Below are 22,230 nucleotides of genomic sequence, written 5' to 3' on the forward strand. Positions count from 1 at the left end.
TCGGGGGGTCCGGCCGACGGGCGGACGGCGGTCCCTGCCAGGGGCGACCGGTCGATAGAGTGGGCCGCCGGTGACCTATGTGGTGGGAGGTACGGGGGAGATGTCGTCGTTGGTGGTCGTCAAGCGTCCACCCCGCCGGCCGGCACCCCCGCTGCCGACCGGGGAGGTGCTGCTCGACCCGCCGCCGGAGGTGCCGGCAGCCGGCGGCCGGGGCTGGACCCGGATGCTGATGATCCTGCCGATGGCGGCCGGTGCCGCGGCGATGGGCCTGATGATGGGCATGCAGCGCGGTGGCGTGATGACCTATGTGGTCGGTGGCATGTACGGGGTCTCCATCCTCGGCATGATCGCGGTGATGGTGGTCAACCAGTCCGGGCCGGGCAAACGCGAGATGATCGAGGCACGCCGGCAGTACCTGCGCCGCCTCACCCAGCTGCGGGCCCAGGTCCGCAACACGGTCCGCCAGCAGCGGGAGGCCATCCACTACCGGCATCCCGACCCGGACTCGCTCTGGTCCACGGTGACCAGTGGCCGGCTGTGGGAGCGTCGGCGGGGCGACGCCGACTTCAGCGTGGTCCGCATCGGGCTCGGCCCGCAGGAGGTCGCCACCCCGCTGATCCCGCCGCAGACCCGCCCGGTGGACGAGTTGGAGCCGCTGTGTGCGGTGGCGCTGCGCCGGTTCGTCGCCACCTACTCGGTGGTGCCCGACCTGCCGGTGGCGATCGCCCTGCGCGACTTCTCCCACGTCCACCTGCGCGGGGCCGACGACGCCGTACGCGGGCTGGTCCGCGCGGTGGTGGCCCAGTTGACCACCTTCCACGCCCCCGACGACCTGCTGGTCGCGCTCTGCGTCGACCCCGACCGCCGGGCCGGGTGGGAGTGGGCGAAGTGGCTGCCGCACGCCCAGCACCCGACGAAACTCGACGCGGTCGGGCCGATCCGGCTCTTCGCCCCGACCGTGGTGGCGCTGGAGGCGATGCTCGTCGACGTGCTCGCCAACCGGCCGCGCTTCGACCCGTCGGCGACGGCGACCGTCGCGCCGTACGTGCTGGTGGTGATCGACGGCGGGCAGGTCGCCGGCTCCGACCACCTGATGACCGAGGGCGGGGTCGCCGGGGTGACCCTGCTGGACCTCACCGGTCACCCCCCGCGCCTGCTCGACGAGGCCTCCGTGGTGCTCGACGTCGCCGAGGACGGCACCATCTCGGGCACCACGATGGACGGCAGCACCCGGGTCGGCCGGGCCGACACCCTCGATCCGGCCCGGGCCGAGGTGCTGGCCCGGGAGTTGTCCCCGCTGCGGCTGTCCGCCGCGTCGTACGCCGACCAGCCGACCGTCGCCGCCGACCTGGGGTTGGCCGACCTGCTCGGCCTCGGTGACCCCTACGAGCTGGACCTGGCGACCGCCTGGGGCAGCCGGCCCAACCGCAGTCGGTTGCGGGTGCCGATCGGGGTCAACGAGAACGGCCGGCCGATCGAGCTGGATCTCAAGGAGTCCGCCCAGGAGGGGATGGGCCCGCACGGGCTGCTCGTCGGCGCGACCGGCTCGGGCAAGAGCGAGCTGCTGCGGACGCTGGTGCTGGCGCTGACCGTCACGCACAGCCCGGAGATCCTCAACCTGGTGCTTGTCGACTTCAAGGGCGGTGCGACCTTCGCCGCGCTGGACCGGTTGCCGCACACCAGTGCCGTGATCACCAACCTGGCCGACGAGTTGTTCCTGGTCGACCGGATGCTCGGGGCGATCCAGGGCGAGATCACCCGTCGGCAGGAGCTGCTGCGTCGGGCCGGCAACTACGCCTCGCAGCGCGACTACGAGCGGGCCCGCGCGGCCGGGGTGCCGCTCGCCCCGCTGCCCAGCCTGCTGATCGTGGTGGACGAGTTCAGTGAGCTGCTCAGCGCCCGCCCGGACTTCATCGACATGTTCGTGCAGATCGGCCGGGTGGGCCGGTCGCTGGGCATGCACCTGCTGCTGGCCTCGCAGCGGCTGGAGGAGGGGCGGCTGCGGGGCCTGGAGACGCACCTGTCGTACCGGCTGGGGTTGCGGACGTTCTCCTCGATGGAGTCCCGCGCGGTACTCGGGGTGGCCGACGCGTACGAGCTGCCCCGCTCACCGGGGCACGGCTACCTCAAGGCCGGCACCGAGGGGCTGATCCGGTTCAAGGCCGCGTACGTCTCGGGGGCGGTCCGGCAGCACGGCGGGGTGCCCACCGTCGGTGGCCGGCTGATCGATCCGGTGCGCGACTACACCACCGACTACGTCCCGCTCGCCACCGACGACGAGCCGGACGAGCCCACCCGGGACCCGGTCGACGAGCATGTCGGGGAGAGCCTGCTCGACGTGCTGGTGGCGCGGATGCAGGGGCACGGGCCGGCCGCCCACCAGGTCTGGTTGCCGCCGCTGGAGGAGCCGCCCACCCTCGACGCGCTGCTGCCACCGGTGCAGGTGTCCCCGGTGCGGGGCCTGACGATCGCCGCCGAGGACCGGCACGGCGCACTGCACGGTGTCGCCGGCATCGTCGACAAACCGTTGGAGCAGCGCCGCGACCCGCTCTGGCTGGACCTGGCCGGGGCGGCCGGCAACGTGATGGTGGTGGGCGCACCGCAGGCCGGCAAGAGCAACCTGCTGCGTACCCTGGTCACCAGCCTGGCCCTGGGCAACACCCCGCGCGAGGCGCAGTTCTACTGCCTCGACTTCGGCGGCGGCACCCTGGCCGCGCTGGCCGGCCTGCCGCACGTCGGCGGGGTGGCGAGCCGGCGTGAGGTGGACAAGGTCCGGCGGACCATCGCCGAGCTGCACGGGTTGATGCAGGCCCGGGACGCGTTGTTCACCACGCACGCGGTGGAGGGCGCGGCGGCCTACCGGCGGGCCCGCCGGGAGGGCCGTTTCCAGGAGGACCCGTTCGGTGACGTGTTCCTGGTGGTGGACGGCTGGGCGGCGCTGCGGGCCGAGTTCGAGGACCTGGAACCCCTGGTCACCGAGCTGGCGAATCGGGGGCTCGGCTACGGCATCCACATCCTGGCCGCCACGAACCGGTGGATGGACGTCCGCCCGGCGGTGCGCGACATGTTCGGTGCCAAGGTGGAGCTGCGTCTCGGCGAGCCGGCCGACTCGGTGATCAACCGGCGGGCCGCGGTGAACGTGCCGGAGCAGCACGGCCACGGGCTCACCCCCGACGGCCTGCACTTCCTCGCCGGCCTGCCCCGCCTCGACGGCCGGCCCGTGGTCGACGACCTGCCGGACGCGCTGGCCGACCTGGTCAGGCAGGTGCAGCAGCACTGGACGTCGGCGGGTGCCCCGGCGGTGCGGCTGCTCCCCGCCGAACTGCCTTTCGAGGCGTTGCCCGCCGCGCAGGGCGGCCTGATCCCGATCGGCATCGCCGAGACCGACCTCCAGCCGGTACGCCTCGACTTCACCGCCGAGCCGCACCTGCTGCTCTTCGGGGACGTCGAGTGCGGCAAGAGCACCTTCCTGCGGGGGCTGGCCCGCAGCATCGTCGAGGGCAACGACCCGGCGCAGGCCCGGATCATCCTGGTCGACTTCCGGCGTAGCCTGCTCGGCGCGGTGGACTCCGAGCACCTGATCGGCTACGGCACCTCCCCGCAGGTCACCGCCGACCTGGTCAAGCAGGTGTCCACGGTGATGGGGGAGCGGTTGCCGGGGCGGGACGTCACCGCCGAGCAGCTGCGCGACCGCAGCTGGTGGAAGGGTCCGGAGCTCTACCTGCTGGTCGACGACTACGACCTGGTGGCCGGGGCGGCGGTCAACCCGCTCGCGCCGCTGCTGGAGTACCTGCCGCAGGCCCGCGACATCGGCCTGCACCTGGTGCTGACCCGACGGATCGGCGGTGCCGGACGGGCCATGTTCGACCCGATGATCGGGCGGATCAGGGAACTGGCCTCCCCGGGCATCATGATGTCCGGGCCGCGGGAGGAGGGCGCGCTGTTCGGCACCGTCAGGCCGCAGCGGCTGCCCGCCGGCCGGGGTTGGCTGTTCACCCGTCGCCACGGTGCCCAACTCGTCCAGCTCCCCCTGGTGCCGCCCCAGGTCAGCTGACCTGGGGCGGCCCACCTTCCCGGGGCGCGACGGGACGCACGAGGACGCGTTGCCGCTCCTCGTGACGCACGGGCCGGCCGGGGCGGCCAGGCGACCCGCCGTGGTCGTCACCCGGGTTACGCTGCGGTGGTGAGCCGGCGCGAGCGGTACCGGGTCGAGTTGCGGGTGTCCGACCCCGCGCGGTGGCCGGCATATCTGCGGGAGCATTCGGGGCTGCCCGGGCCACGGGCCAACCTTGAGCTCGCCCAGGCCGTCGCCGACGAGGGCGGGCCCGCCTCGTTCGACCACCTGATCGGCACCGACGACGAGTATCTGGTGTTCTGCGGGGTGCTCGGTCTGGGTCGTCTGCTGGCGGCCGACGGGCGGGCCCCCAGACGCATCGAGGCACGCCTGCACGACCACGCCACCGACCCCCGCTGGCGGGTACGCGAGGCGGTGGCCCTGGCGTTGCAGCGGCTCGGCGACGCCGACCTGCCGCGCCTGCTCGACCTCGGCACGGCGTGGGTCGGGGACCCGCACCCGCTGGTCCGGCGGGCGGCCGTCGCGGCCGTCTGCGAACCGCGGCTGCTGACCCACCCGGAGGCCGCCGCCCGCGCCGTCGCCCTGTGCGACCGGGCGACGGCGGGGCTGGCCGCGCTGCCGTCCGGCCGTCGCCGCGACGACGACGTCCGGGCCCTGCGTCAGGCGTTGGGTTACTGCTGGAGTGTCGCGGTGGCTGCCGATCCGGCTGTCGGCCTGCCGCTGTTCCGGGCGCTGGCCGGCGTCGACGACGGCGACGTGGCCTGGATCGTCCGGGAGAACAGCCGGAAGAAGCGCCTGGCCGGGCTGCTCGTCAGCGGCGGGGTGCGCCCAGCAGGTGCTGCTCGACCGACGTCTGGCTGATCCACAGGTGCCGGTCCGTGCCGCCACCGACCAGGGTGAGCATGTCGTCGGCCATCACCTGGAGGAACCGGCCGCTGTCCGGGGGCAGCCGCAGCGCCCGCTGCGCCGTCGCCGACTCGTCGGCGGAGAGCCGTTGCAGCACGCAGAGATCGCTGTCGTGCAGGGCGGGCGCGGTGCCGGCATCGAGCCGCCGCAACACGGTCAGCTCGGCCTGCCACACCCCGGGGGACGCCGTCCCGGACGCGGTCGGGTCGGGGGACGTCGACCCGGGTGTGGTCGGGGCGGTCGCGCCGGGCGGTAGGTCGCGGACGATCAGGACGGGCTGCTGGGCGGTGCCGGCGGTGGGCAGCGGGCGGCCGTCGGCGTGTATCTCGACCCGGTCGGCGGTCCGGCCGAGCGCCGCCGTGCCGAATCCGGCCCAGCCGGCCGGGTCGGCGGTGAGCACGACGACCCGGGCCCCCAGGGCCAGCGCCCGGAAGGCGACGAGCTGCCCCGCCCACACCCCGCCGACCAGGGTCACCCGGGTCGGTTCCGGGCGGAACAGCCGGATCGTGACCGCTGCCCGGCGGCGGTCCGCCCCGAGCACCAGACCGGCCGGCAGCGGGGTGGGGCTGAGCCGGGCGAGGGCCGCCGGGGAGACCGCGTGGGTGCCGATCCGCAGCCGGGGCAGCCGCCCGGACGGCCCGCCACGGCCGGGGACGTCCTCGGCCCCGAGGCCGCGGGCCGGCGGTGGCCCCGGTGGAGCGGGTGGATGGCTTTCCGGGGCGGCCAGCGGACTGGCGAGGGCCCGGGTCAGCGGGTCGGCGGTGGCCAGCGCGGTGGCGGTGGCGGTGCCGGCCGCGTCGGCGTCGCCACCGGTCCGGGCGCCTGAGGCACCCAGCACCGGTGCGTCCGCAGCGACCGGCGGTGCGGTGACCTGCGGTGCGGTGACCGGAGTTGGTGCGGCGGCAGCGGCGACCGGTCCGCCCGGGTACGCCCCGGCAGCCGCCGGCCCCGGGCGGTACGCCCCACCGGCCTGACCCGGGGAGCGAGGTCCACCGGTCGAATCCCGCGGATACGACCCCTCGGCCGGGCCCTGCGGGTACGGCTCACCGGCCGGCTCCGCCGGGTACGGCTCACCGGCCGGCTCCCGGTACGGCCCGGCCGGCCGGACCGGGGACGCGCCGAAGGTGGCCGGCACCGTCGTGCGTCGTTCGTCATCCGGTCCGGTCATCCCGCGCCACCCCCCGTCGGTGCCGACGCGTACACCGCCGGGCCGTGTTCGCCGTCGAGGGGGAAGAGTTCCCCGCCCGCCTGCCGTACCCCGTCGACGGCCGGCCCGCACAGCTGCGGCAGCAGCTCCGTCGGCCCGGTGACGCGGACCAGCCCCCGCAGGTCGAGATCCTCCCCCGGCCCGTTGGAGGCGGCCGTCAACGACACCGTCACCAGCGAGGCGGGCAGGGTCTCCAGCCAGCCGAGCATGGCCGCCGCCCGGTCGACGGGTGGCCAGCGGCGGATCCAGAACGAGCGGTGCGCGAGCGGGCCGCAGTGCCACGCCGACCACTCCTCGCGGACCGGGGTCGCGCCGAGCGGGACGCCCGGGGTGAACCCACAGGACCGGCCGACGGCGGCGAGCAGGCCGTGGGCGTCCAGCAAACGGTGTTCGACCCCGCACCGGCGCAGTGACCTGCCGACCTGGCGGGCCAGCGCGGCCACCACCGACGGGGCGATCCCCAGGTCGACCGCGTAGTCGCCGATCGCCTCGGCCAGCGCGCGGGCGTCCAGCCGGACCGCCACCCAGGTCGCCCGCGCCCCCGGGACCGGACCGCCGTCGAGGCCGGCCAGCAACTGCCGGTAGGACTCCCGGGCCGGGGCGGTCGGGTCGTCATCCGGCCCGCCGGCCGGGACGGTGCTGGTCACCACCTGGAGCACGGCGCCCGGCTGCCCGGACTCGGCCAGTGCGGTGGCCAGCACGTCCAGCGGCAGGCCGCCCGGCGGGTCACCGGTCGGCCCGGACCGGTCGACGGCGGCCACCGCGAACCAGCCGGCGTCGTCGCGGGCCACCCCGATCCGGGTCCCGTCGGCCAGCGCCACGGTGCCCACCGACAGGCCGGGGGCGAGTCGTTGCAGGGCGTCCAACCCCGGGTCGGCGGCCACCGGCACCGCCGCGGCGGCCCGCCGCCGGTGGTGCCGGGCCAGCGACCGCTGCTCCAGCCACCAGCGGCCCCGCGAGCGCAGGAACACCACGGTCAGCAGGAGTACGCCGCAGAGCGCGGCGACGACCAGCACCGGCATGCCGAACAGTCCACTGGCGAGGACGCCGATCAGCACCGCCTCCACCAGGAGCAGTTGCAGGACGTGCAGCTCACCGATCCGGCCGGGACGGCGACGGGGGGCCAGGTGCAGGCGGGCGTCGGAGTGTTCCGGCCGGAGGGTGGTGTGTCCCGGTCGTGGTGCTCCGGTCATCTCCGGCTGCCCCCCAGACGCCTCGACCCGTGTGGCCCACCCACGGTGGGCCGCCCTCATCATAGGAACCCGCCGCCGCCACCCGGGGCCCGTGGGGTCGGCGGCCGGGCACCCGCCGCCGGGCCGCCGAGGCGGCCGGTCCGTTGCGGGTCGACTCGTCCGCGGGCCGGCTCGTGGCGGGCCCGGTCCGATCCGGTCCACAGTCGACCACGGGGTCGAGGGCGGAGTCTTCCAGGGCCGGGAATTGGGCGGCCTGTCAGTTCACCCGGAAACCGATCCGGGGGTCGGCGGTCACCCCGGCCCGGTACGCGGCCACCGCCGGCCGGTCCGAGTCGATGACCCAGTCGCCGGAGCCCTTCTGGTTGAAGTAGACGAACCCCAGCAGGTCGGGTCGTTTCCGCATCGCGGTGAAGAGTTCGTCGACCGCGCGGCGGCGCATCGTGCCCGGCTCGGCCCCGGTCTCCACGATCAGCAGTGGTCGGGCGGTGAACTTGCGGACCTGCCTGATGGTGGGTGCGAAGAGGTCGTCGAAGGTCTGCTCGCCGCGTCGGGTGAAGTAGCCGTCGACGCCGACCCAGTCCACGTACGCGTCGCCGGGGTAGAGCGGGGCGAGCTTCACCGAGGGGACCGGGTTGATCACGTTCGGGGTCCAGGTCCAGATGACGTTCGTGGCGTCGGCGCGGGCGAAGACGGCGTGGATGTGCCGCCAGGCGGCGACGAAGTCCTTGGCCGTGTTGTCGTGCGCGCCCCAGGAGTACCAGTGGCCGTTCATCTCGTGTGCGATGGTGAGCGCCACCGGCAGGTTGAGCCGGCGTACCGCGACGGCGAACTCCACCAGGTACGGGTCGTGCCGCCCGGCCGCGATGTCCTTGAGTTTCGCCTTGAAGGGTTCCCAGCGGACGATCGGCAGTGCGCCGTACTGGTGGACGCGGCGGACCTCGGCGGCGGCGAACTCGTCGTCGAAGCTCTCGTAGATGGTGATGATGTTGGGCTTGCTGCCGACCAGGTCGGCGAACCGGTCGACCCGGCTCATGTCCTGCGGCGCCCCGCTCAGCGCCACCCCCAGGTAGCGGCCCTGCGGTTGCACCAGCGGCCGGACGTCGTACGCCGGGGGCGGGCCGGTGGGGGAGGGCGACGCGCTGGGTCCGGTGGCGAACCGGGCCGGGCGGCTGGCCGGGGCGGGCGCGAGCGCGGCGTAGCCGAAGACCCCGATCACGAACATCGTCACGATGGTGAACAGTTGGCGGGAGGTCACCGGGAACGCTCCGGCCGGATGTCCCGCGCCGGCTTCACCAGCAGCGCCTGCAACGCGACGGCCAGGTAGAACGCTCCCCCGAGGAAGGCCGGCGCGAAGGTCCACAGCTGGTCGGTGATCATCCGGTGGGCTGCCAGGCCGGTCCACAGTGCGCCACTGCCCGCCGTGCAGACGGCCATTCCCCACCACAGTCGACCCGTCCTGTTCTTCCGTCCCGTGCCGCCGGTGGGCTGCCAGCCCATGCTCTGCCCGCGCAGCAGGTCCCAGATCGCGAAGGCGTGCGACCAGCCGTAGACCATCTTGACGGTCCACGCCTCCACCCGGTAGGCGCACCGGTGCCAGAGCGGGAACACCACCAGGTTGTAGATCAGGCTGGGCACGATCCACAGGTAGTTGGCCGGGGCCACCGACTGCGGGAACCAGGCCAGCAGCACGATCGGCACCAGCGGCCCGACGAAGGTGAACAGCGCCGTGTGCAGGTAGTAGCAGAACCCGGAGAGGTACGACAGCCGGGTGCGCAGCCGCATCCGGGTGTTCCAGAACTTCGTCGACCCGAGCAGGCTCATCGACCCGGCGCACCAGCGGTACTGCTGGGTGAAGAACGAGTTGACGTCGGCCGGGCACAACCCGGTGGCGAGCGGCACCGGCAGGTAGCGCAGCCGCCAGCCACGCCGCCGCATGTCGAACCCGGTGTGGACGTCCTCGGAGTGCTCGATCAGCGTGGAACCGCCGATCGCGTCGAGCGCCTCCCGACGGTAGAGCGCGCAGCTGCCGACGCAGATCGCCGCCTCGTGGTGCTGCCGGGACACCTGCACCATCCGGTAGAACAGCTCCTGCACCGCCCCGGCCCCGCGTTCCAGCCAGCCCTGGCCGGCGTGCACCCGGAAGTACTGCGGGGACTGCACGATCCCGAGATCCGGCTCGGCGGCCAGGTAGGGCACCATCTCGTCGAGCATGTCGTGCCGGGGGGTGAAGTCGGCGTCGAGCACCAGGATGTGCTCGCCCAGCGTGCGCTGGTACGCGTACCGCATGTTGCCGGCCTTCTTGTACCAGCCCCGGTTGGGGCGGCGCTGGTAGACGAAGCCGAAGGCGAGCGCCATCGCCTCCCGCTCGTCGGTGGCCGAGTCGTCGAGCACGTAGACGTGCACCCGGCCCGGGTAGTGGTCGACCATCCGGCTGACGTGCTCCCAGGTGTTGCGCAGCACCTCGGTCGCCTCGCCGCACACCGGCAGGAACACGTCGACCGACGGGTGGACGGCCGGCCGGAAGTCGCGGACCAGCCGTCGGTGCCGGTCCAGGTCGAAGCCGGGCGTGCCGATGTTCACCGTCGCGGAGATCAGGTAGTAGAGGACGGTGAAGCCGAACAGCGGCAGCAGCGCCAGCAGCCAGGGTGCCATCCGGACGAAGAGCAACTGGCTGGTGAGCAGCCCGGTGAAGCTGACGAACGAGGCGATCATCAGCACCGGTAGCCGGCGGTGCCGGTAGGCGGCCTTCTCGTCGTCGTCCGGCGGCAACGGCAGCGCCGGGTCGACGGTCGTCGGGCGGCCCAGCGCCGCCGGTGCCACCACCTGCCGCGCCGTCGGCGCCCGTGGCGTCGGCACCGCCGCCGGTTCGCGGCCGGCCGGCACCACCGCCGGTGTCCGGGCCGCCGGTATCCGGCCACCCGGCACCGCCGTCGGTTCGCGGGGCGTCGGCACCGCCGCCGGCCGACCCGGCTCGCCCGCCCGTCCCGGCCACGCCGGGGGCACCGGCCCCCGCTGCGGAACCGCCGGCCGCTGCGGGGGCACCGCCGACCCCTGTCGGGCGGCTGCCGGGCCGACCGGTGTGGCGTCGGGCTGCGCTGCCGGGCCGCGCCGGGTCGTGGGGCGGCGCTGCGGTGCCGGCGGGCCGTGCTGCGGTGCCGGCGGGCCGGCCTGTGGTGCCGGGCCGCGCTGTGGTGCCGGCGGGCCGGGGCGGGCCGGCGGCACCGGGCGGTGGAACTCCGTCGTCTCGTCGGTGCGGCCCCCGCCGGCCCGGGTGCTCACTTCGTCACCTCGGGTTTGCGCACCAGCAGCCCGATGCTGAAGCCCCGGACCCGCCAGGTGCGCTCGACGGCGTACGGCTTGAGCGCGGCCTCCTTCGCCGCCCCGATCCGCTGCACCGGGTTGTCGAACGCCCCCTTACGGACGATCCACACCCGCTCCGGGCGACCCAGGCACACCGGGACGTCCCGGTCGGCGCACTCCCGCGCGCCCAGCGTGCCCTGCCGGCGGGCCGGTACGGTCATCAGCACGTCCCGGGGTCGCCAGCTCTCGTCGACGTACCGGTTCACCGCGTCCCGGCTGGTGCGCTGGTCACCGGCGTCGAACGGGCCGTACACCAGGATGTCGCCGGGGCGTGCGTGCGCCCGCAACACGGCGGCGATGTCCTTGGTGCCCTGGCTGTGGCCGGTGACCCCACGGATCTCCACCTGCGCCGGGATGCCGAGCAACCCGACCGCCAGCATCGCGGCGGTGCCACGCAGCAGCGAGCTGCGGCGCAGGGCCAACGAAGCGACCAGCGCCCAGGCCGGCACCGTGAACAGCAGGTAGCGGGGCAGCCAGAGCGGGGTGAGCTGGGCGGCGACCAGCAGGCCCAGGGCGGGCAGCACCAGCCAGGTGGTGGCCACCGCCGACCGCTCCCGCATCGACATGCCGAGGAAGGCCAGGGCGAGCACCGCACCGGCGAGCAGCGGCCCGCCGAACAGCGCCTCCGGGGTGTCGACCAGGCGGTCCAGGGTGACCGGCGGAATCCAGTTGATCTGGGTGCCGGTCTGTTGGCGGCCGAACCAGAGCACCGGCAGGACCGGCAGCACGCCGGCCGCCGCCGCGCCGAGCCAGCCGACGAGGGAACGCCGTCGCTGCGCGCCCCGCCAGGCCACCACCGCGTGCGCGGCGAGCAGCAGCAACCCGACCAGGTGCAGCAGCCCCAGCAACGCCACCACGGCGGAATATCCCAGGTAGCGCAGGAACCGGGGGCGCTCCAGCAGCCGGATCAGCAGCAGGGTGGCCAGCGCGGCGGCGCACACCGCGAACGCGTACGGCCGGGCCTCCTGGGCGTACCGGGAGGTGGTCGGCAGCACCGCGAACAGCAGGCCGGCGACCAGCCCGACCCGTAGCCCGCCGATCCGCAGGCCGATCGCGGCGACCAGGCCGGCCGCCGCCGTCATGGCCAGCAGCGACGGCACCCGCAGCGCGACGTCGGAGCTGCCGGCCAGCGCCACCCACCCGCGCAGCAGCAGGTAGTACGGGCCGATGGAGGCGTCGACGTTACGCAGCACCGCGACGAAGTCGTCGAACCCGACGGTCACCATGCCCCAGGTGGCCAGCTCGTCCTCCCACAGGCCGGGCCGGTTCAACCCGATCCCGCCGAGGACGGCGACGACGGCCATCGGCAACAGCCGGGCCAGGTGACGCAGCCAGGGCGCGTCCAGCGGCTCCGGCGGGGCCGGCTGGTCGGCCTCGGTGGGCCGCCACGGGGCGGCCGGCTCGGGTGGCGCGTCGCGGACCCGGACGATCAGGGCGGTCGGCGCGTCGCTGCGGGCACCGGTGCCCCCGGTGGGCGACATCCCGGTCACCGGGTGGCGGCGAGCAGGTCGTCCAGGACGAGGGTGCGCAGGTCGTCCCGGCTCGGCATCCGGCCCAGCGCACGCAGCCGACCGGACTGCGCCTTGCGCATCCCCTCCAGCAGCTTGCGGGCCTCCCGGGCGTTGCCGAAGTTCTGGTCCCGTTCGATCTGGCCGAACCATTCCAGCAGGCCGTCGGCCAGCCCGTCGGCGAGCAGGTACTCGTCGTTGCGGGCGATCCGCCCGACGATGTCGACCAACTGGACCGGGCTGTAGTTCTCGAACTCCAACGTCTTGGCGAACCGGGAGGCCAGCCCGGAGTTGGCGTCCAGGAAGGCGGCCATCTCGGTGGTGTAACCGGCGACGATCACCGCCACCTGCTCGCGGTGGTCCTCCATCAGCTTGACCAGGGTGTCGATGGCCTCCTGGCCGAAGTCGCCGCCGGCACCACCGGCCCGGGACAGGGTGTACGCCTCGTCGATGAACAGCACCCCGCCCAGCGCCTCGGTGAACACCGACGAGGTCTTCTCGGCGGTGTGCCCGATGTACTGGCCGACCAGGTCCCGCCGGGACACCTCCCGGAACTGGCCGTTGGGCAGCACCCCGAGCGCCTTGAGCAGCTGCCCGTAGACCCGGGCCACTGTCGTCTTGCCGGTGCCCGGGGCGCCCGTGAAGATCAGGTGGTGGCTCACCGCGCCCACCGGCAGGCCGGCGTTGCGCCGCCACTCGTTGACCTGGATCTCGTCGATCAGCGAGCGCACCTCGGCCTTCACCCCGGCCAGGCCGATCATCGAGTCCAGCTCGGCGAGCAGCTCCTCGACCTTGTGCTCGTCCTGCCCGACCGGGCCGCCGCCCGCGCTCACCCCGGCCAACGGTCGCCCGCCCGCCTCGGCCGCCCGGAACACGGTGGTCGACCCCTCGGCGAGCCGGACGCCCGGAGCGGCGGTCCGCTCGGTGTGGCTGCCCTCGATCGTCCCACCGCAGCCCCGGCCGACGTCGATGCCGACTCCCCGGGTGTCGTGCACCCAGCAGTCCACGATGGTGGGGCTGCTCTGCAACGCCACCACGATCCCGGCGTCGCCGGTGCCGGAGACGTCGCAACGCTCGATGGTGGGCCGGGCCGCCTGGTAGACGTACACACCCCGGAAGCCGGTGTTGCCGACGGTGCAGTTGCGGATGGTCGGGTCGGCACCGAGGCGCACGATGATCCCGTCGTCGGTGACGTCCCGGATCTCGCACTGCTCGACCGTGCCGCCCGCGTCGGAGACGACCAGCCCGTGCTGTCCACCGGTGACGGTCATCTCCACGGCCTCGATCCGGGCCCCGTCGCGGACCGACACGGCTGCGGCGTAGCCCGCGTTGGCCTGGCACTTCTCCATCCGGAGCCGACCGCCGACGGCGTCCACGGCCGGGTGGTCGGCGGCCTGGATGACCAGCCCCTGCAACAGCACCTCACCACCGTCGCAGGCCACCGTCGGTCGACCGGTGGCCCGACCGTCCACGGTGACCGAACCGGCCTCACCGGCGGCCACCAGGCGGACCCGTCGGCCGGTCAACCGGAGCGCCTCGGGGTAGACGCCGGGCTCGATCGAGACGACCGCGTCGTCCGGCGCGATCTCCAGCGCGTCCGTGATGGTCGGACAGGCACCGGGTCGGTCAGGGGAGACAGTCAGCATGCGCACCATGGTCCCGCTCGGTCGTGGAAGGACGGACCGGTTCGTCGTCGACGTCCGGTCGAAGGGTACCGGTCGAGTGGGGGTGGTCTCGCCCCCGCGTCAGATGGTGAAGGTGGCCTCGCGCACCGAGGCGGCCACCTTGCGTACCTCGTCCGCACGGTCCAGGGGGGCGGTCATCCGCAGCACCAGCTGCCTGTCGATCGCGTCCTCCGGCACGCTGCGCCAGTAGGAGAGGTAGACCAGGCCGTAGCGGGACGCGCCGTCCACCCGGGCGGTCTCGGCCCAGGTGGTGAACTCGCCACTGCGTACCCACTGCAACCCCCATGCCTCCTCCTGCCGGCGCAGCGCGGTGCGGCGCTCGTCGGTGCAGAGCCGGGGGCACTGCCGGACGACCAGGTCGCCACCGATGATCGACCCGTCGGCGGCCGGGACGCCGCACCGGTAGTGCGCCGAACCGCTGGTGCGACCGGCCTCGGTGCAGCTCCACCCGGTGGGCACCCGGAAGCTGAAGTCGACCCCGGCCAGGCCAGTGATCTCCCGGGTCGGGTCGGTGGCGGCGAAGGTCGGCGCCCCGGTCGGCCAACCGCCGCCGACCGGTGGTTCCACGCCCGGCTGACGCGGCGGTGTGCCCGGTAGCCCCAGGTCGACGCTCGGGGTCGGTGCCGCCGTGGCGGCGACGGTCGTCGGGTCGTCGGCGGACCACCTCGCGACGCCGAACCCGCCGGCCGCGCCGATCGCCGTCGCGCCCACCGCCACCAGCGCCAACCACCAGCCGGTACGCCCCCGGCCGCGGGCCGCGCCCGACGGGTAGGCCCCCGGGTACCCGGCCGGCGCGGGTCGGGGCGCGACCGGTGGCTGCGGGTAGGGCACCAGGGCTGCCCGCTGCCCGGCCGGCACCCCCTGCTGCGGCGTCGTCCGGGGCTGGGCCGGCGGTTGCGGGGCCGGCCGGGCGGCGGGCGAGGTCGGCCCCGACGACCGGGGTACGCCGGCCGGGGTCGCGGTGCCGTCGGTGACCGGCTCGGCGGAGGCGGCCACAGCCGTCGCCGGGCGTGACCCGTCCACCGGGGAACCGGTCGCACCACCGTCGGCACGCCCGGCCGGCGGGCCGGTCACCGGTGCCGCGCCGGCCGCCGGGCTCACCGGGGCGGTCGCACCGGGCGGGCCGGGCCGCTGCGGCCCGACCCCGGCCGGGTGCTCCCCGGCCGGGACGAGGCGCTGGCCGAGGGCGAGGAAGACGTGCGCGGCCCCCGCGCCCTGCTCGGCGGCGCAGGCCACCCAGGGGACCGGTCCGGTGTGGTTGGCCCCGGTGATCGGCAGGCCGTCGGACCGGGCCAGCGTGTTGGCCGCAGCGGCGAACGCCTCCCGCCAGCCGCCCTCGGCGGCGGCCGGCGCGAGCACGGCCACGGTGAACGGCCGCTCGGCGGTGTCCCGCGCGGCCCACACCTCGCCCAGCTCGCACGAACTGAGCTTGCGGTGCAGCGCGTACGGACCGACTGTCTGCATGTGGCATCCCCCCGGCCGATCGTATCGGTCGGGGCGTCGGGAACCGATCGACCGGCGGGTCGCCGCGGGGGTCAGTCGACCCAGTCGAGCGTGCGGGCGACCGCCTTGCGCCACCGGCCCAGTTCGCGCTGCCGGTCCGCCGGGTCCATCCGGGACTCCCACTGCGCGTCGGAACGCCACTGGGCGCGCAGGGTGGCCAGATCCGGCCAGTAGCCGACCGCCAGGCCGGCCGCGTACGCCGCGCCGAGGCAGGTGGTCTCGGTGATCCGGGAGCGGACCACCGGCACCGCCAGCACGTCGGCGAGGAACTGCATCAGCAGCCCGTTGGCGGTCATCCCACCGTCCACCCGCAACCGGCGCAACGCCACGTCGGAGTCGGCGTTCATCGCGTCGACCACCTCGCGGGTCTGCCAGGCCGACGCCTCCAGCGCCGCCCGGGCCAGGTGCCCCTTGGTGATGTAACCGGTCAGCCCGGCGATCACCCCCCGGGCGTCGGGACGCCAGTGCGGCGCGAACAACCCGGAGAAGGCGGGCACCACGTAACAGCCGCCATTGTCGTCCACGCTGGCGGCCAGCTCCTCGATCTCGGCCGCCGACGAGATCAACCCGAGGTTGTCCCGCAACCACTGCACCAGCGAACCGGTCACCGCGATCGCCCCCTCCAGGGCGTACGCGGCCGGCTGGCCGTCGATCCGGTAGGCCACCGTGGTCAGCAGGCCGTGGGTGGACGGCACCGGGCTGGCCCCGGTGTTGAGCAGCAGGAAGCTGCCGGTGCCGTAGGTGCACTTCGCCTCGCCGGGCTGGAAACAGGTCTGCCCGAACAGGGCGGCCTGCTGGTCGCCGAGCGCACTGGCCACCGGCACCCCGGCGAGCACCCCGTGGGCCGTCCCGTAGACCTCCGCCGAGCTGCGGATCTGCGGCAGCACCCCGGCCGGTACGCCCAGCGCGTCGAGCAGCTCCGGGTCCCAGTCGAGGGTCTCCAGGTCCATCAGCATGGTCCGGCTGGCGTTGGTCACGTCGGTGACGTGCCGGCCGGTCAGCTTCCAGATCAACCAGCTGTCCATGGTGCCGAAGAGCACCTCGCCCCGCTCGGCACGCCCGCGCAGCCCGTCGACGTTGTCCAGCAGCCAGCGCAGCTTCGGGCCGGCGAAGTAGGTGGCCAGGGTGAGGCCGGTCCGGGCCCGCAGCTTCTCCTCGCCGTACGACCCGGCCAGGTCGCGCAGCTGCGGGCCGGTGCGGGTGTCCTGCCAGACGACGGCGTTGGCGACCGGCCGGCCGGTCGCCCGGTCCCAGACGACGGTGGTCTCCCGCTGGTTGGTGATGCCGACGGCGGCCAACCCGTCGGGGCCGGTGCCGGCGGCGGCCAGCGCGTCACGGACCACCTGTTCGACGTTGGCCCAGATCTCCTCGGCGTCGTGCTCCACCCAGCCGGGCCGGGGGAAGATCTGCCGGTGCTCGCGTTGGGCGACGGCGACGATCCCACCGGCCCGGTCGAAGACGATGCAGCGCGACGAGGTGGTGCCCTGGTCGATGGCGGCGACGTACTCTCCGGTCATTTCGGCACCGTACCGGCCGGGTGCGCTCCGGAGAACCACGGTGGCTCCGTACGATCTCCAGACGTGCGCGACATCGCCGTGTTCAGTGGAACCGCCCATCCCGACCTCGCCGCCGAGATCTGTGCCCACCTGGGGGTGCCGCTGCACCCGGTGCGGGTGTCCCGGTTCGCCAACGACTGCCTTGAGGTGCAGTTGCAGGCGAACTGCCGGGAGCGGGACGTCTTCCTGATCCAGCCCCTGGTGCCGCCCGTCCAGGAGAACCTGGTCGAGCTGCTGCTCATGATCGACGCGGCCCGGGGGGCGTCGGCCGGTCGGATCACCGTGGTGCTGCCGCACTACGCGTACGCCCGGTCGGACAAGAAGGACGCCCCGCGCATCTCGATCGGGGCCCGGCTGGTGGCCGACCTGCTCACCTCGGCCGGCGCCCAGCGGGTGCTGGCGATGACCCTGCACTCGCCGCAGGTGCACGGTTTCTTCAGCGTCCCGGTCGACCACCTGCACGCCCTGCGGGAGCTGGCCGCCCACTTCCGGGGGGACGACCTGGGCAACACGGTGGTGGTCTCGCCGGACCTGGGTAACGCGAAGGAGGCTGCGGCGTTCGCCCGGATGCTCGGCACCCCCGTCGCGGCGGGGGCCAAGCAGCGGTTCAGCGACGACCGGGTCACCATCAGCACGGTGATCGGTGAGGTGACCGACCGGGACGTGATCGTGCTGGACGACGAGATCGCCAAGGGCAGCACGGTGATCGAGCTGATCGCCCACCTGCGGGAGCGCAACGTCCGGTCGATCCGGCTGGCCTGCACCCACGGCCTGTTCTCCAGCGGCGCGTTGGAGCGGCTCAGCGCCACCGAGGGGGTGCGCGAGATCGTCTGCACCAACACGGTGCCGATCCCGCCGGAGAAGCGGGTGCCGGAGTTGACGGTGCTCTCGGTGGCCCCGGCGCTGGCCGAGGCGATGCGGCGGATCCACAACGGCGAGTCGGTCAGCGCCCTGTTCGGCTGACCGGCCCGGCGGCCGGCCCCGGGTGTGGCTCTGCGCGTCCGGCCCAGCTCAGCCCGGGCGGAGGGCCGCCCGGTGGGGTCAGTTGGCGGCGGCGCTGATCCGGACCGTGGTGCCGGCCGCGCCGCTCTCGACCTCCATCGCGTCGCTGAGCTCCCGGGCCAGCCACAGCCCCCAGCCGCCGGCGGTGTCCGGGGCCGGCCGGCTGCGGTCGTCGAGCTGTTGTTCACTCATGCCGTTGCCGTGGTCGGCGACCTCGCAGACCAGCTCGCCGGGGCGTCGCCAGAGCCGCAGCCAGCCCTGACCGCCGCCGTGGCGGACGGCATTGGTGATCAGCTCGTTGACCGCCAGCACGAAGTCGTCGAGGCGTTGGCCGGACAGCCCGGCGGCGTGCGCGCAGGAGCTGACCGAGTGTCTCAGCTCGGTCACCTGCGCCTGGTCGAACGCCTCGGCGATGAGAAGGGAAGGTTCGATGGGCACCACCGTACGCGGTGTGGGAAGTTCTGCGTTCGTCATGGGCCCTGTCCCGGCAGCGATCTCGGAGTCTTTCGCGCTGTTTCTACCGTACGTCAGGGTTGTCCGTGCCGCACCGGCCGGCCCGGCGGGTCACCGGGGTGGCTGTGGCATGGTGACGCCCATGCCGTCGTCTCCGCCGGGTGGTTTCGAGGTCCCGCTCTGGCGCTCCGTCGCGGTCTTCCGCTTCGCCTCGCTGGCGTACGTCGGGCTGCTGGTCCTGCGCGACGCCGACCGGTACGCCCACCCGGTCGCCGCCGGTGGCGTACTCCTGGTGATGCTGGCCTGGTCCGGGGTGACCGCGGTCGGCTACGCCCGGCCGGCCAACCGGGGCTGGCCGCTGCTCCTGGCCGACCTCGGTGTGGTCCTGTCGATCCTGGCCGTCACGCCGTGGGTGGTGGGCCGTCCGGCGCTGGCGTCGGGGGTGCCGGCCCTGGCCGTGGCCTGGCTGGCCGGGCCGGTGCTGGCCTGGGCGGTGTCCGGCGGACGGCGGCGCGGCACGGTGGCCGCCCTGCTGGTCGGCGGCACGGACCTGGCCACCCGGGGCCGGGTCGGCCCGTCCTCGCTGACCGGGGTGACCCTGCTGCTGCTCGCCGGGGTGGTGGTGGGGCACGTGGCCCGGTTGGCGGTGACCGCCGAGCAGCGGTTGCAGCGGGCGGTGGAGCTGGAGGCGGCGACCCGGGAACGGGAGCGGCTGGCCCGCGACATCCACGACTCGGTGCTCCAGGTGCTGGCGTTGGTCCAGCGGCGCGGGGCACACCTGGACGGGGAGGCCGGTGAGCTGGCCCGGCTCGCCGGTCAGCAGGAGGTGGCGCTGCGCGCGTTGATCTCCGGTGCGCCGCCGACCTCCCCCGCCGACCCGGTGGGCGAGGTGGACCTGCGCTCCCTGCTGGCCGGGTACGCCTCGGCGGCGGTGCAGGTCTCCGCCCCGGCCACCCCCGTGCCGCTGCCCGCCCCGGTGGCCCTGGAGGTGGCCGCCGCGACGGCGGCGGCGCTGGACAACGTGCGGCGGCACGCCGACGGGCGGGCCTGGGTGCTGGTCGAGGACGAGGGGGAGACGGTGACCGTGTCGGTCCGCGACGCCGGTCCGGGCATCCCGCAGGGGCGGCTGGCCGAGGCGGCCAGGCAGGGGCGGCTGGGGGTGGCCCAGGCCATCCGTGGTCGGATAGCCGATCTCGGGGGCGAGACGCGGATCGTCTCGACGCCGGGGGAGGGCACCGAACTCGAACTGATGGTGCCGAGGAGGAACCGATGACCGGGACCCGGGTGATGGTGGTCGACGACCACCCGATGTGGCGGGAGGGGGTGGCCCGGGACCTCACCGAGGCCGGCCACCTGGTGGTGGCGACCAGCGGCGAGGGCCGCCAGGCGGTCCGGGTGGCCGCCGCCGCCCGACCCGACCTGGTGGTGCTCGACCTCCAGTTGCCGGACATCTCCGGGGTGGAGGTGATCCAGGGGCTGCGCGCCGCGCTGCCCCGGGTGCGGGTGCTGATGTTGTCGGCCAGCGGCGAGCAGCAGGGCGTCCTGGACGCGGTGAAGGCCGGGGCCACCGGTTACCTGCTGAAGTCGGCGGGTCCGGCGGAGTTCCTGGACGCGGTGCGCCGCACGGCGGCCGGTGAGCCGGTCTTCACCCCCGGACTGGCCGGCCTGGTGCTGGGTGAGTACCGGCGGCTCGCCGCCGACCCGCCGTCGGCCGGCGGTTCGGCCGACGGCGGACACGACGCGGCACCCCGGCTCACCGAACGGGAGACCGAGGTGCTGCGGCTGGTGGCGAAGGGGCTGTCCTACAAGCAGATCGCCGGGCGGCTCGGGTTGTCGCACCGCACCGTGCAGAACCACGTGCAGAACACGCTGGGCAAGCTCCAACTGCACAACCGGGTGGAGCTGACCCGCTACGCGATCGAGCGGGGCCTGGACGACTGATCAGTGCGGTCCTGGGCGACTGAGCAGTGCGGGGCCTGAACGGTCGGGGCAGTGCGGGGTTGGGCGACTGAGCAGTGCGGGCCGGGACGGCCGGGGTCAGTGCGCCTCGGGCGGCCGGGTCTCGTGGATGGCCAGTTCCTCGGCGCTCGCGCCGCCGCCGGCCGCACCCGCGTCGTACGCGATGCTGTCGGTCTCCTGGTCGGTGCGGGCGCCCTCGTCCGGTTCGACCAGGCGGCCCACCTGGGCGTCGGCGACCGTGCCGAGCTGACCGTGGTCATAGAGCGAGACCGGGGAGTTCGGGTCCGAGGTGGGGCCCGGGTTCAGCACGTCGGCGTCGAGTTGGGCCTGCGCGGCGGCCTCCTCGTTCTCCGCCTCGGCGGCGATGTCCGGGTCGACCGGGCCGGCGAGCGGGTCGTCGGCCCGCCGTTCGTACTGCTCGCGGGCGAGCTTGTAGTCCAACGACTCGCCGTCGAGCTGCTCGTCGGCGGTGGTGCCGAAGTGGTCGACCGCGACCGGGGTCCGGTCGCCGGGCAGCTGGGCCGGGTCCGGGCCGTCGGCCTCCCGGCCGGTCAGCACGTCGTCGTTGGCGGTCGAGTCGTCGTCGGCGGTGTCGGGCAGGCCGAGCGCCTCGGGGTCGGACACGGGGGTCGGGAACTCGTCGTCGCGCATGGCTGAGCACTACCCACTGGCGGGGGCCGGGTAACCGGGTCCCGCTCCCCGGATCGGGACGAAAATGCAGAAATCAGTCGTGATGCCAGGATGACTCGTCCTCGGTGTGCAACACGCACCAGATCACCTTGCCGTCCGGGAGCAGGGTGCTGCCCCAGCGGCGGGCCACCGTGTCGATGAGCAGCAGGCCCCGGCCGCCGGCCGAGGTGAGCGGGGCCAACCCCGCATACCTCGGCTGCTGCCGGGAGTGGTCCCGGACGGCCACGTGCAGGGTGCCGCCCTCCGGGGCCAACCGCAGCGTCATCGGGGTCGCCGCGTGCGCCACCACGTTGTTGACCAGCTCGGTGACCGCGATGCAGGCCGGTTCGGCCAGCTCCGGCACGCCCCACCGGGCGCAGCCGTCGGTCACCAGTTCCCGGGCCCGCCGGGCCGCACCGACCGCCGGGGCCAACTCCTCGGTCAGCACCGCCGCCATCGGCGTGCGGGCCAGTGCGGCCGTCGCCCCGTCGCGGGTGGCGTGGACCGCCAGCTCCCCGCTGACCGTCCCGGCCGGGTCGACCACCAGCAGGTCGGCCGCCGGCCAGTCGCGCACCGTCCGTCGTACCTCAGCCAGCAGGCGGTCGACGGTGGGCCCGGCGGACCGCAGCCCCGACACGTCGACCACGATCGGGCCGGGCCGGTCACCGAGCCGGGCGAGCAGGGCGTCGCGGACCCGGTCGTGGTCGGCCGGTTCGAGCACCCCGCTGAGCCACACCACCGCCGACGAGTCGTCGACGGCCACCCGGCACCCCACCGCTGGTGGAGGGGCCGTCCCGGGGGGACCGGCCCCCGGGCGACGGGTCGGCGGCAGGTCGGAGCGGCTCATCGTCGTCCCGCCCGGTCGGGCCCGGCGGCGACGCCCGGCGTGCCCACGGCGACGTCGTGTCGGGGGACGGGGTACGCCGGGCTGGCGTCGATCCCGCCCGGAGCGTCGGGGACCAGCATGGTGGCCTCGACGGGGATGCGGGTCAGCGGCATCTCTGGTCGGTACCCCCGGGGCGGCCGGGTCATGCCGGGGGACGTCGACTGATCGTGCGGCGCCACCCGTCGGGCCGGCCGACGGGTGGCGGTGCCGCCCACAACCGCCCACCAGCCGCTGACCGCTTCCGATCTGCGAGGTTTCGGCTCGTGGG

General features: G+C 74.5%; 17 protein-coding genes. 5 read left to right on the forward strand and 12 right to left on the reverse strand.

All coding sequences use genetic code 11. The features are described 5' to 3' along the window. Positions 1–100: 100 nt before the first annotated feature. Together eccCa and AB0B63_RS05285 are read left to right on the forward strand one after the other, a co-directional pair. Positions 101–4,054 (forward strand): type VII secretion protein EccCa, encoded by a 3,954-nt coding sequence (eccCa, locus tag AB0B63_RS05280; RefSeq protein ID WP_357015144.1) that lies wholly within the window; start codon positions 101–103, stop codon positions 4,052–4,054. Between the two features lie 129 nt (positions 4,055–4,183). Beyond that, positions 4,184–4,936, forward strand: a complete 753-nt coding sequence (locus tag AB0B63_RS05285; protein ID WP_357014749.1) for a hypothetical protein — start codon at positions 4,184–4,186, stop codon at positions 4,934–4,936. Here AB0B63_RS05285 and AB0B63_RS05290 read toward each other — a convergent pair. From AB0B63_RS05290 to glpK, 8 genes are all read right to left on the reverse strand, one after another. After that, complete coding sequence (locus AB0B63_RS05290) at positions 4,887–6,149, reverse strand: hypothetical protein (RefSeq protein WP_357014751.1); 1,263 nt, start codon at positions 6,147–6,149, stop codon at positions 4,887–4,889. The genes AB0B63_RS05285 and AB0B63_RS05290 overlap by 50 nt on opposite strands. After that, positions 6,146–7,381: a type VII secretion protein EccE gene (locus tag AB0B63_RS05295; RefSeq protein ID WP_357014753.1), complete on the reverse strand. Its 1,236-nt coding sequence runs from the start codon at positions 7,379–7,381 to the stop codon at positions 6,146–6,148. Before AB0B63_RS05295 ends, AB0B63_RS05290 begins: the two co-directional genes overlap by 4 nt. A 256-nt stretch (positions 7,382–7,637) precedes the next feature. Further along, entirely contained in the window at positions 7,638–8,636 is a 999-nt protein-coding gene (locus AB0B63_RS05300) for a glycosyl hydrolase (RefSeq protein ID WP_208568099.1), read from the reverse strand. Then, positions 8,633–10,660, reverse strand: a complete 2,028-nt coding sequence (locus tag AB0B63_RS05305; RefSeq protein WP_357014755.1) for a glycosyltransferase family 2 protein — start codon at positions 10,658–10,660, stop codon at positions 8,633–8,635. The genes AB0B63_RS05300 and AB0B63_RS05305 overlap by 4 nt, the downstream gene beginning before the upstream one ends. Further along, complete coding sequence (locus AB0B63_RS05310) at positions 10,657–12,222, reverse strand: glycosyltransferase family 39 protein (RefSeq protein WP_357014757.1); 1,566 nt, start codon at positions 12,220–12,222, stop codon at positions 10,657–10,659. The genes AB0B63_RS05305 and AB0B63_RS05310 overlap by 4 nt, the downstream gene beginning before the upstream one ends. Before the next feature lie 5 nt (positions 12,223–12,227). Next, positions 12,228–13,904 carry a right-handed parallel beta-helix repeat-containing protein gene (locus AB0B63_RS05315; RefSeq protein ID WP_357014759.1) on the reverse strand — a complete coding sequence of 559 codons (1,677 nt, stop codon included), beginning with the start codon at positions 13,902–13,904 and terminating at the stop codon, positions 12,228–12,230. A gap of 90 nt (positions 13,905–13,994) precedes the next feature. Then, positions 13,995–15,398, reverse strand: coding sequence for a hypothetical protein (locus AB0B63_RS05320; RefSeq protein ID WP_357014761.1), 1,404 nt, complete (start codon positions 15,396–15,398; stop codon positions 13,995–13,997). A gap of 71 nt (positions 15,399–15,469) precedes the next feature. Then, complete coding sequence (glpK, locus tag AB0B63_RS05325; protein WP_357014763.1) at positions 15,470–16,954, reverse strand: glycerol kinase GlpK; 1,485 nt, start codon at positions 16,952–16,954, stop codon at positions 15,470–15,472. Positions 16,955–17,017: 63 nt separating this feature from the next. On the opposite strand from glpK, the gene AB0B63_RS05330 reads away from it, so the two are divergent. After that, on the forward strand, positions 17,018–17,956 hold the full coding sequence (locus AB0B63_RS05330; protein ID WP_208568105.1) for a ribose-phosphate pyrophosphokinase: 939 nt from the start codon (positions 17,018–17,020) through the stop codon (positions 17,954–17,956). 78 nt (positions 17,957–18,034) lie between these two features. Here the strand turns inward: AB0B63_RS05330 and AB0B63_RS05335 are convergent, their stop codons facing one another. Then, complete coding sequence (locus AB0B63_RS05335; protein WP_208568106.1) at positions 18,035–18,469, reverse strand: ATP-binding protein; 435 nt, start codon at positions 18,467–18,469, stop codon at positions 18,035–18,037. A gap of 121 nt (positions 18,470–18,590) precedes the next feature. On the opposite strand from AB0B63_RS05335, the gene AB0B63_RS05340 reads away from it, so the two are divergent. Both AB0B63_RS05340 and AB0B63_RS05345 read left to right on the forward strand, forming a co-directional pair. Then, positions 18,591–19,721, forward strand: a complete 1,131-nt coding sequence (locus AB0B63_RS05340; protein WP_208568107.1) for a DUF5931 domain-containing protein — start codon at positions 18,591–18,593, stop codon at positions 19,719–19,721. Next, positions 19,718–20,389 carry a response regulator transcription factor gene (locus AB0B63_RS05345; RefSeq protein ID WP_208568108.1) on the forward strand — a complete coding sequence of 224 codons (672 nt, stop codon included), beginning with the start codon at positions 19,718–19,720 and terminating at the stop codon, positions 20,387–20,389. The genes AB0B63_RS05340 and AB0B63_RS05345 overlap by 4 nt, the downstream gene beginning before the upstream one ends. A 96-nt stretch (positions 20,390–20,485) precedes the next feature. On the opposite strand, the gene AB0B63_RS05350 is transcribed toward AB0B63_RS05345, so the two are convergent. From AB0B63_RS05350 to AB0B63_RS05360, 3 genes are all read right to left on the reverse strand, one after another. Then, a complete protein-coding gene (locus AB0B63_RS05350; RefSeq protein WP_208568109.1) occupies positions 20,486–21,058 on the reverse strand; it encodes a DUF5709 domain-containing protein in 573 nt (190 codons plus the stop codon). A 73-nt stretch (positions 21,059–21,131) separates the two neighbouring features. Continuing rightward, a complete protein-coding gene (locus tag AB0B63_RS05355; RefSeq protein WP_308290906.1) occupies positions 21,132–21,839 on the reverse strand; it encodes an ATP-binding protein in 708 nt (235 codons plus the stop codon). A gap of 80 nt (positions 21,840–21,919) precedes the next feature. Next, positions 21,920–22,075 carry a hypothetical protein gene (locus AB0B63_RS05360; RefSeq protein WP_357014767.1) on the reverse strand — a complete coding sequence of 52 codons (156 nt, stop codon included), beginning with the start codon at positions 22,073–22,075 and terminating at the stop codon, positions 21,920–21,922. Between the last annotated feature and the right edge of the window lie 155 nt (positions 22,076–22,230).

The organism is Micromonospora sp. NPDC049081 (assembly GCF_040648835.1).
Lineage (GTDB): Bacteria > Actinomycetota > Actinomycetes > Mycobacteriales > Micromonosporaceae > Micromonospora > Micromonospora antibiotica.

Coding starts and splice junctions, on each gene's coding strand:
- eccCa (WP_357015144.1), top strand. CDS start 101: ATGTCGTCGTTGGTGGTCGTCAAGCGTCCACCCCGCCGGCCGGCACCC.
- AB0B63_RS05290 (WP_357014751.1), bottom strand. CDS start 6,149: ATGACCGGACCGGATGACGAACGACGCACGACGGTGCCGGCCACCTTC.
- AB0B63_RS05295 (WP_357014753.1), bottom strand. CDS start 7,381: ATGACCGGAGCACCACGACCGGGACACACCACCCTCCGGCCGGAACAC.
- AB0B63_RS05310 (WP_357014757.1), bottom strand. CDS start 12,222: ATGTCGCCCACCGGGGGCACCGGTGCCCGCAGCGACGCGCCGACCGCC.
- AB0B63_RS05315 (WP_357014759.1), bottom strand. CDS start 13,904: ATGGTGCGCATGCTGACTGTCTCCCCTGACCGACCCGGTGCCTGTCCG.
- AB0B63_RS05320 (WP_357014761.1), bottom strand. CDS start 15,398: ATGCAGACAGTCGGTCCGTACGCGCTGCACCGCAAGCTCAGTTCGTGC.
- glpK (WP_357014763.1), bottom strand. CDS start 16,954: ATGACCGGAGAGTACGTCGCCGCCATCGACCAGGGCACCACCTCGTCG.
- AB0B63_RS05335 (WP_208568106.1), bottom strand. CDS start 18,469: ATGACGAACGCAGAACTTCCCACACCGCGTACGGTGGTGCCCATCGAA.
- AB0B63_RS05340 (WP_208568107.1), top strand. CDS start 18,591: ATGCCGTCGTCTCCGCCGGGTGGTTTCGAGGTCCCGCTCTGGCGCTCC.
- AB0B63_RS05345 (WP_208568108.1), top strand. CDS start 19,718: ATGACCGGGACCCGGGTGATGGTGGTCGACGACCACCCGATGTGGCGG.
- AB0B63_RS05350 (WP_208568109.1), bottom strand. CDS start 21,058: ATGCGCGACGACGAGTTCCCGACCCCCGTGTCCGACCCCGAGGCGCTC.
- AB0B63_RS05360 (WP_357014767.1), bottom strand. CDS start 22,075: ATGCCGCTGACCCGCATCCCCGTCGAGGCCACCATGCTGGTCCCCGAC.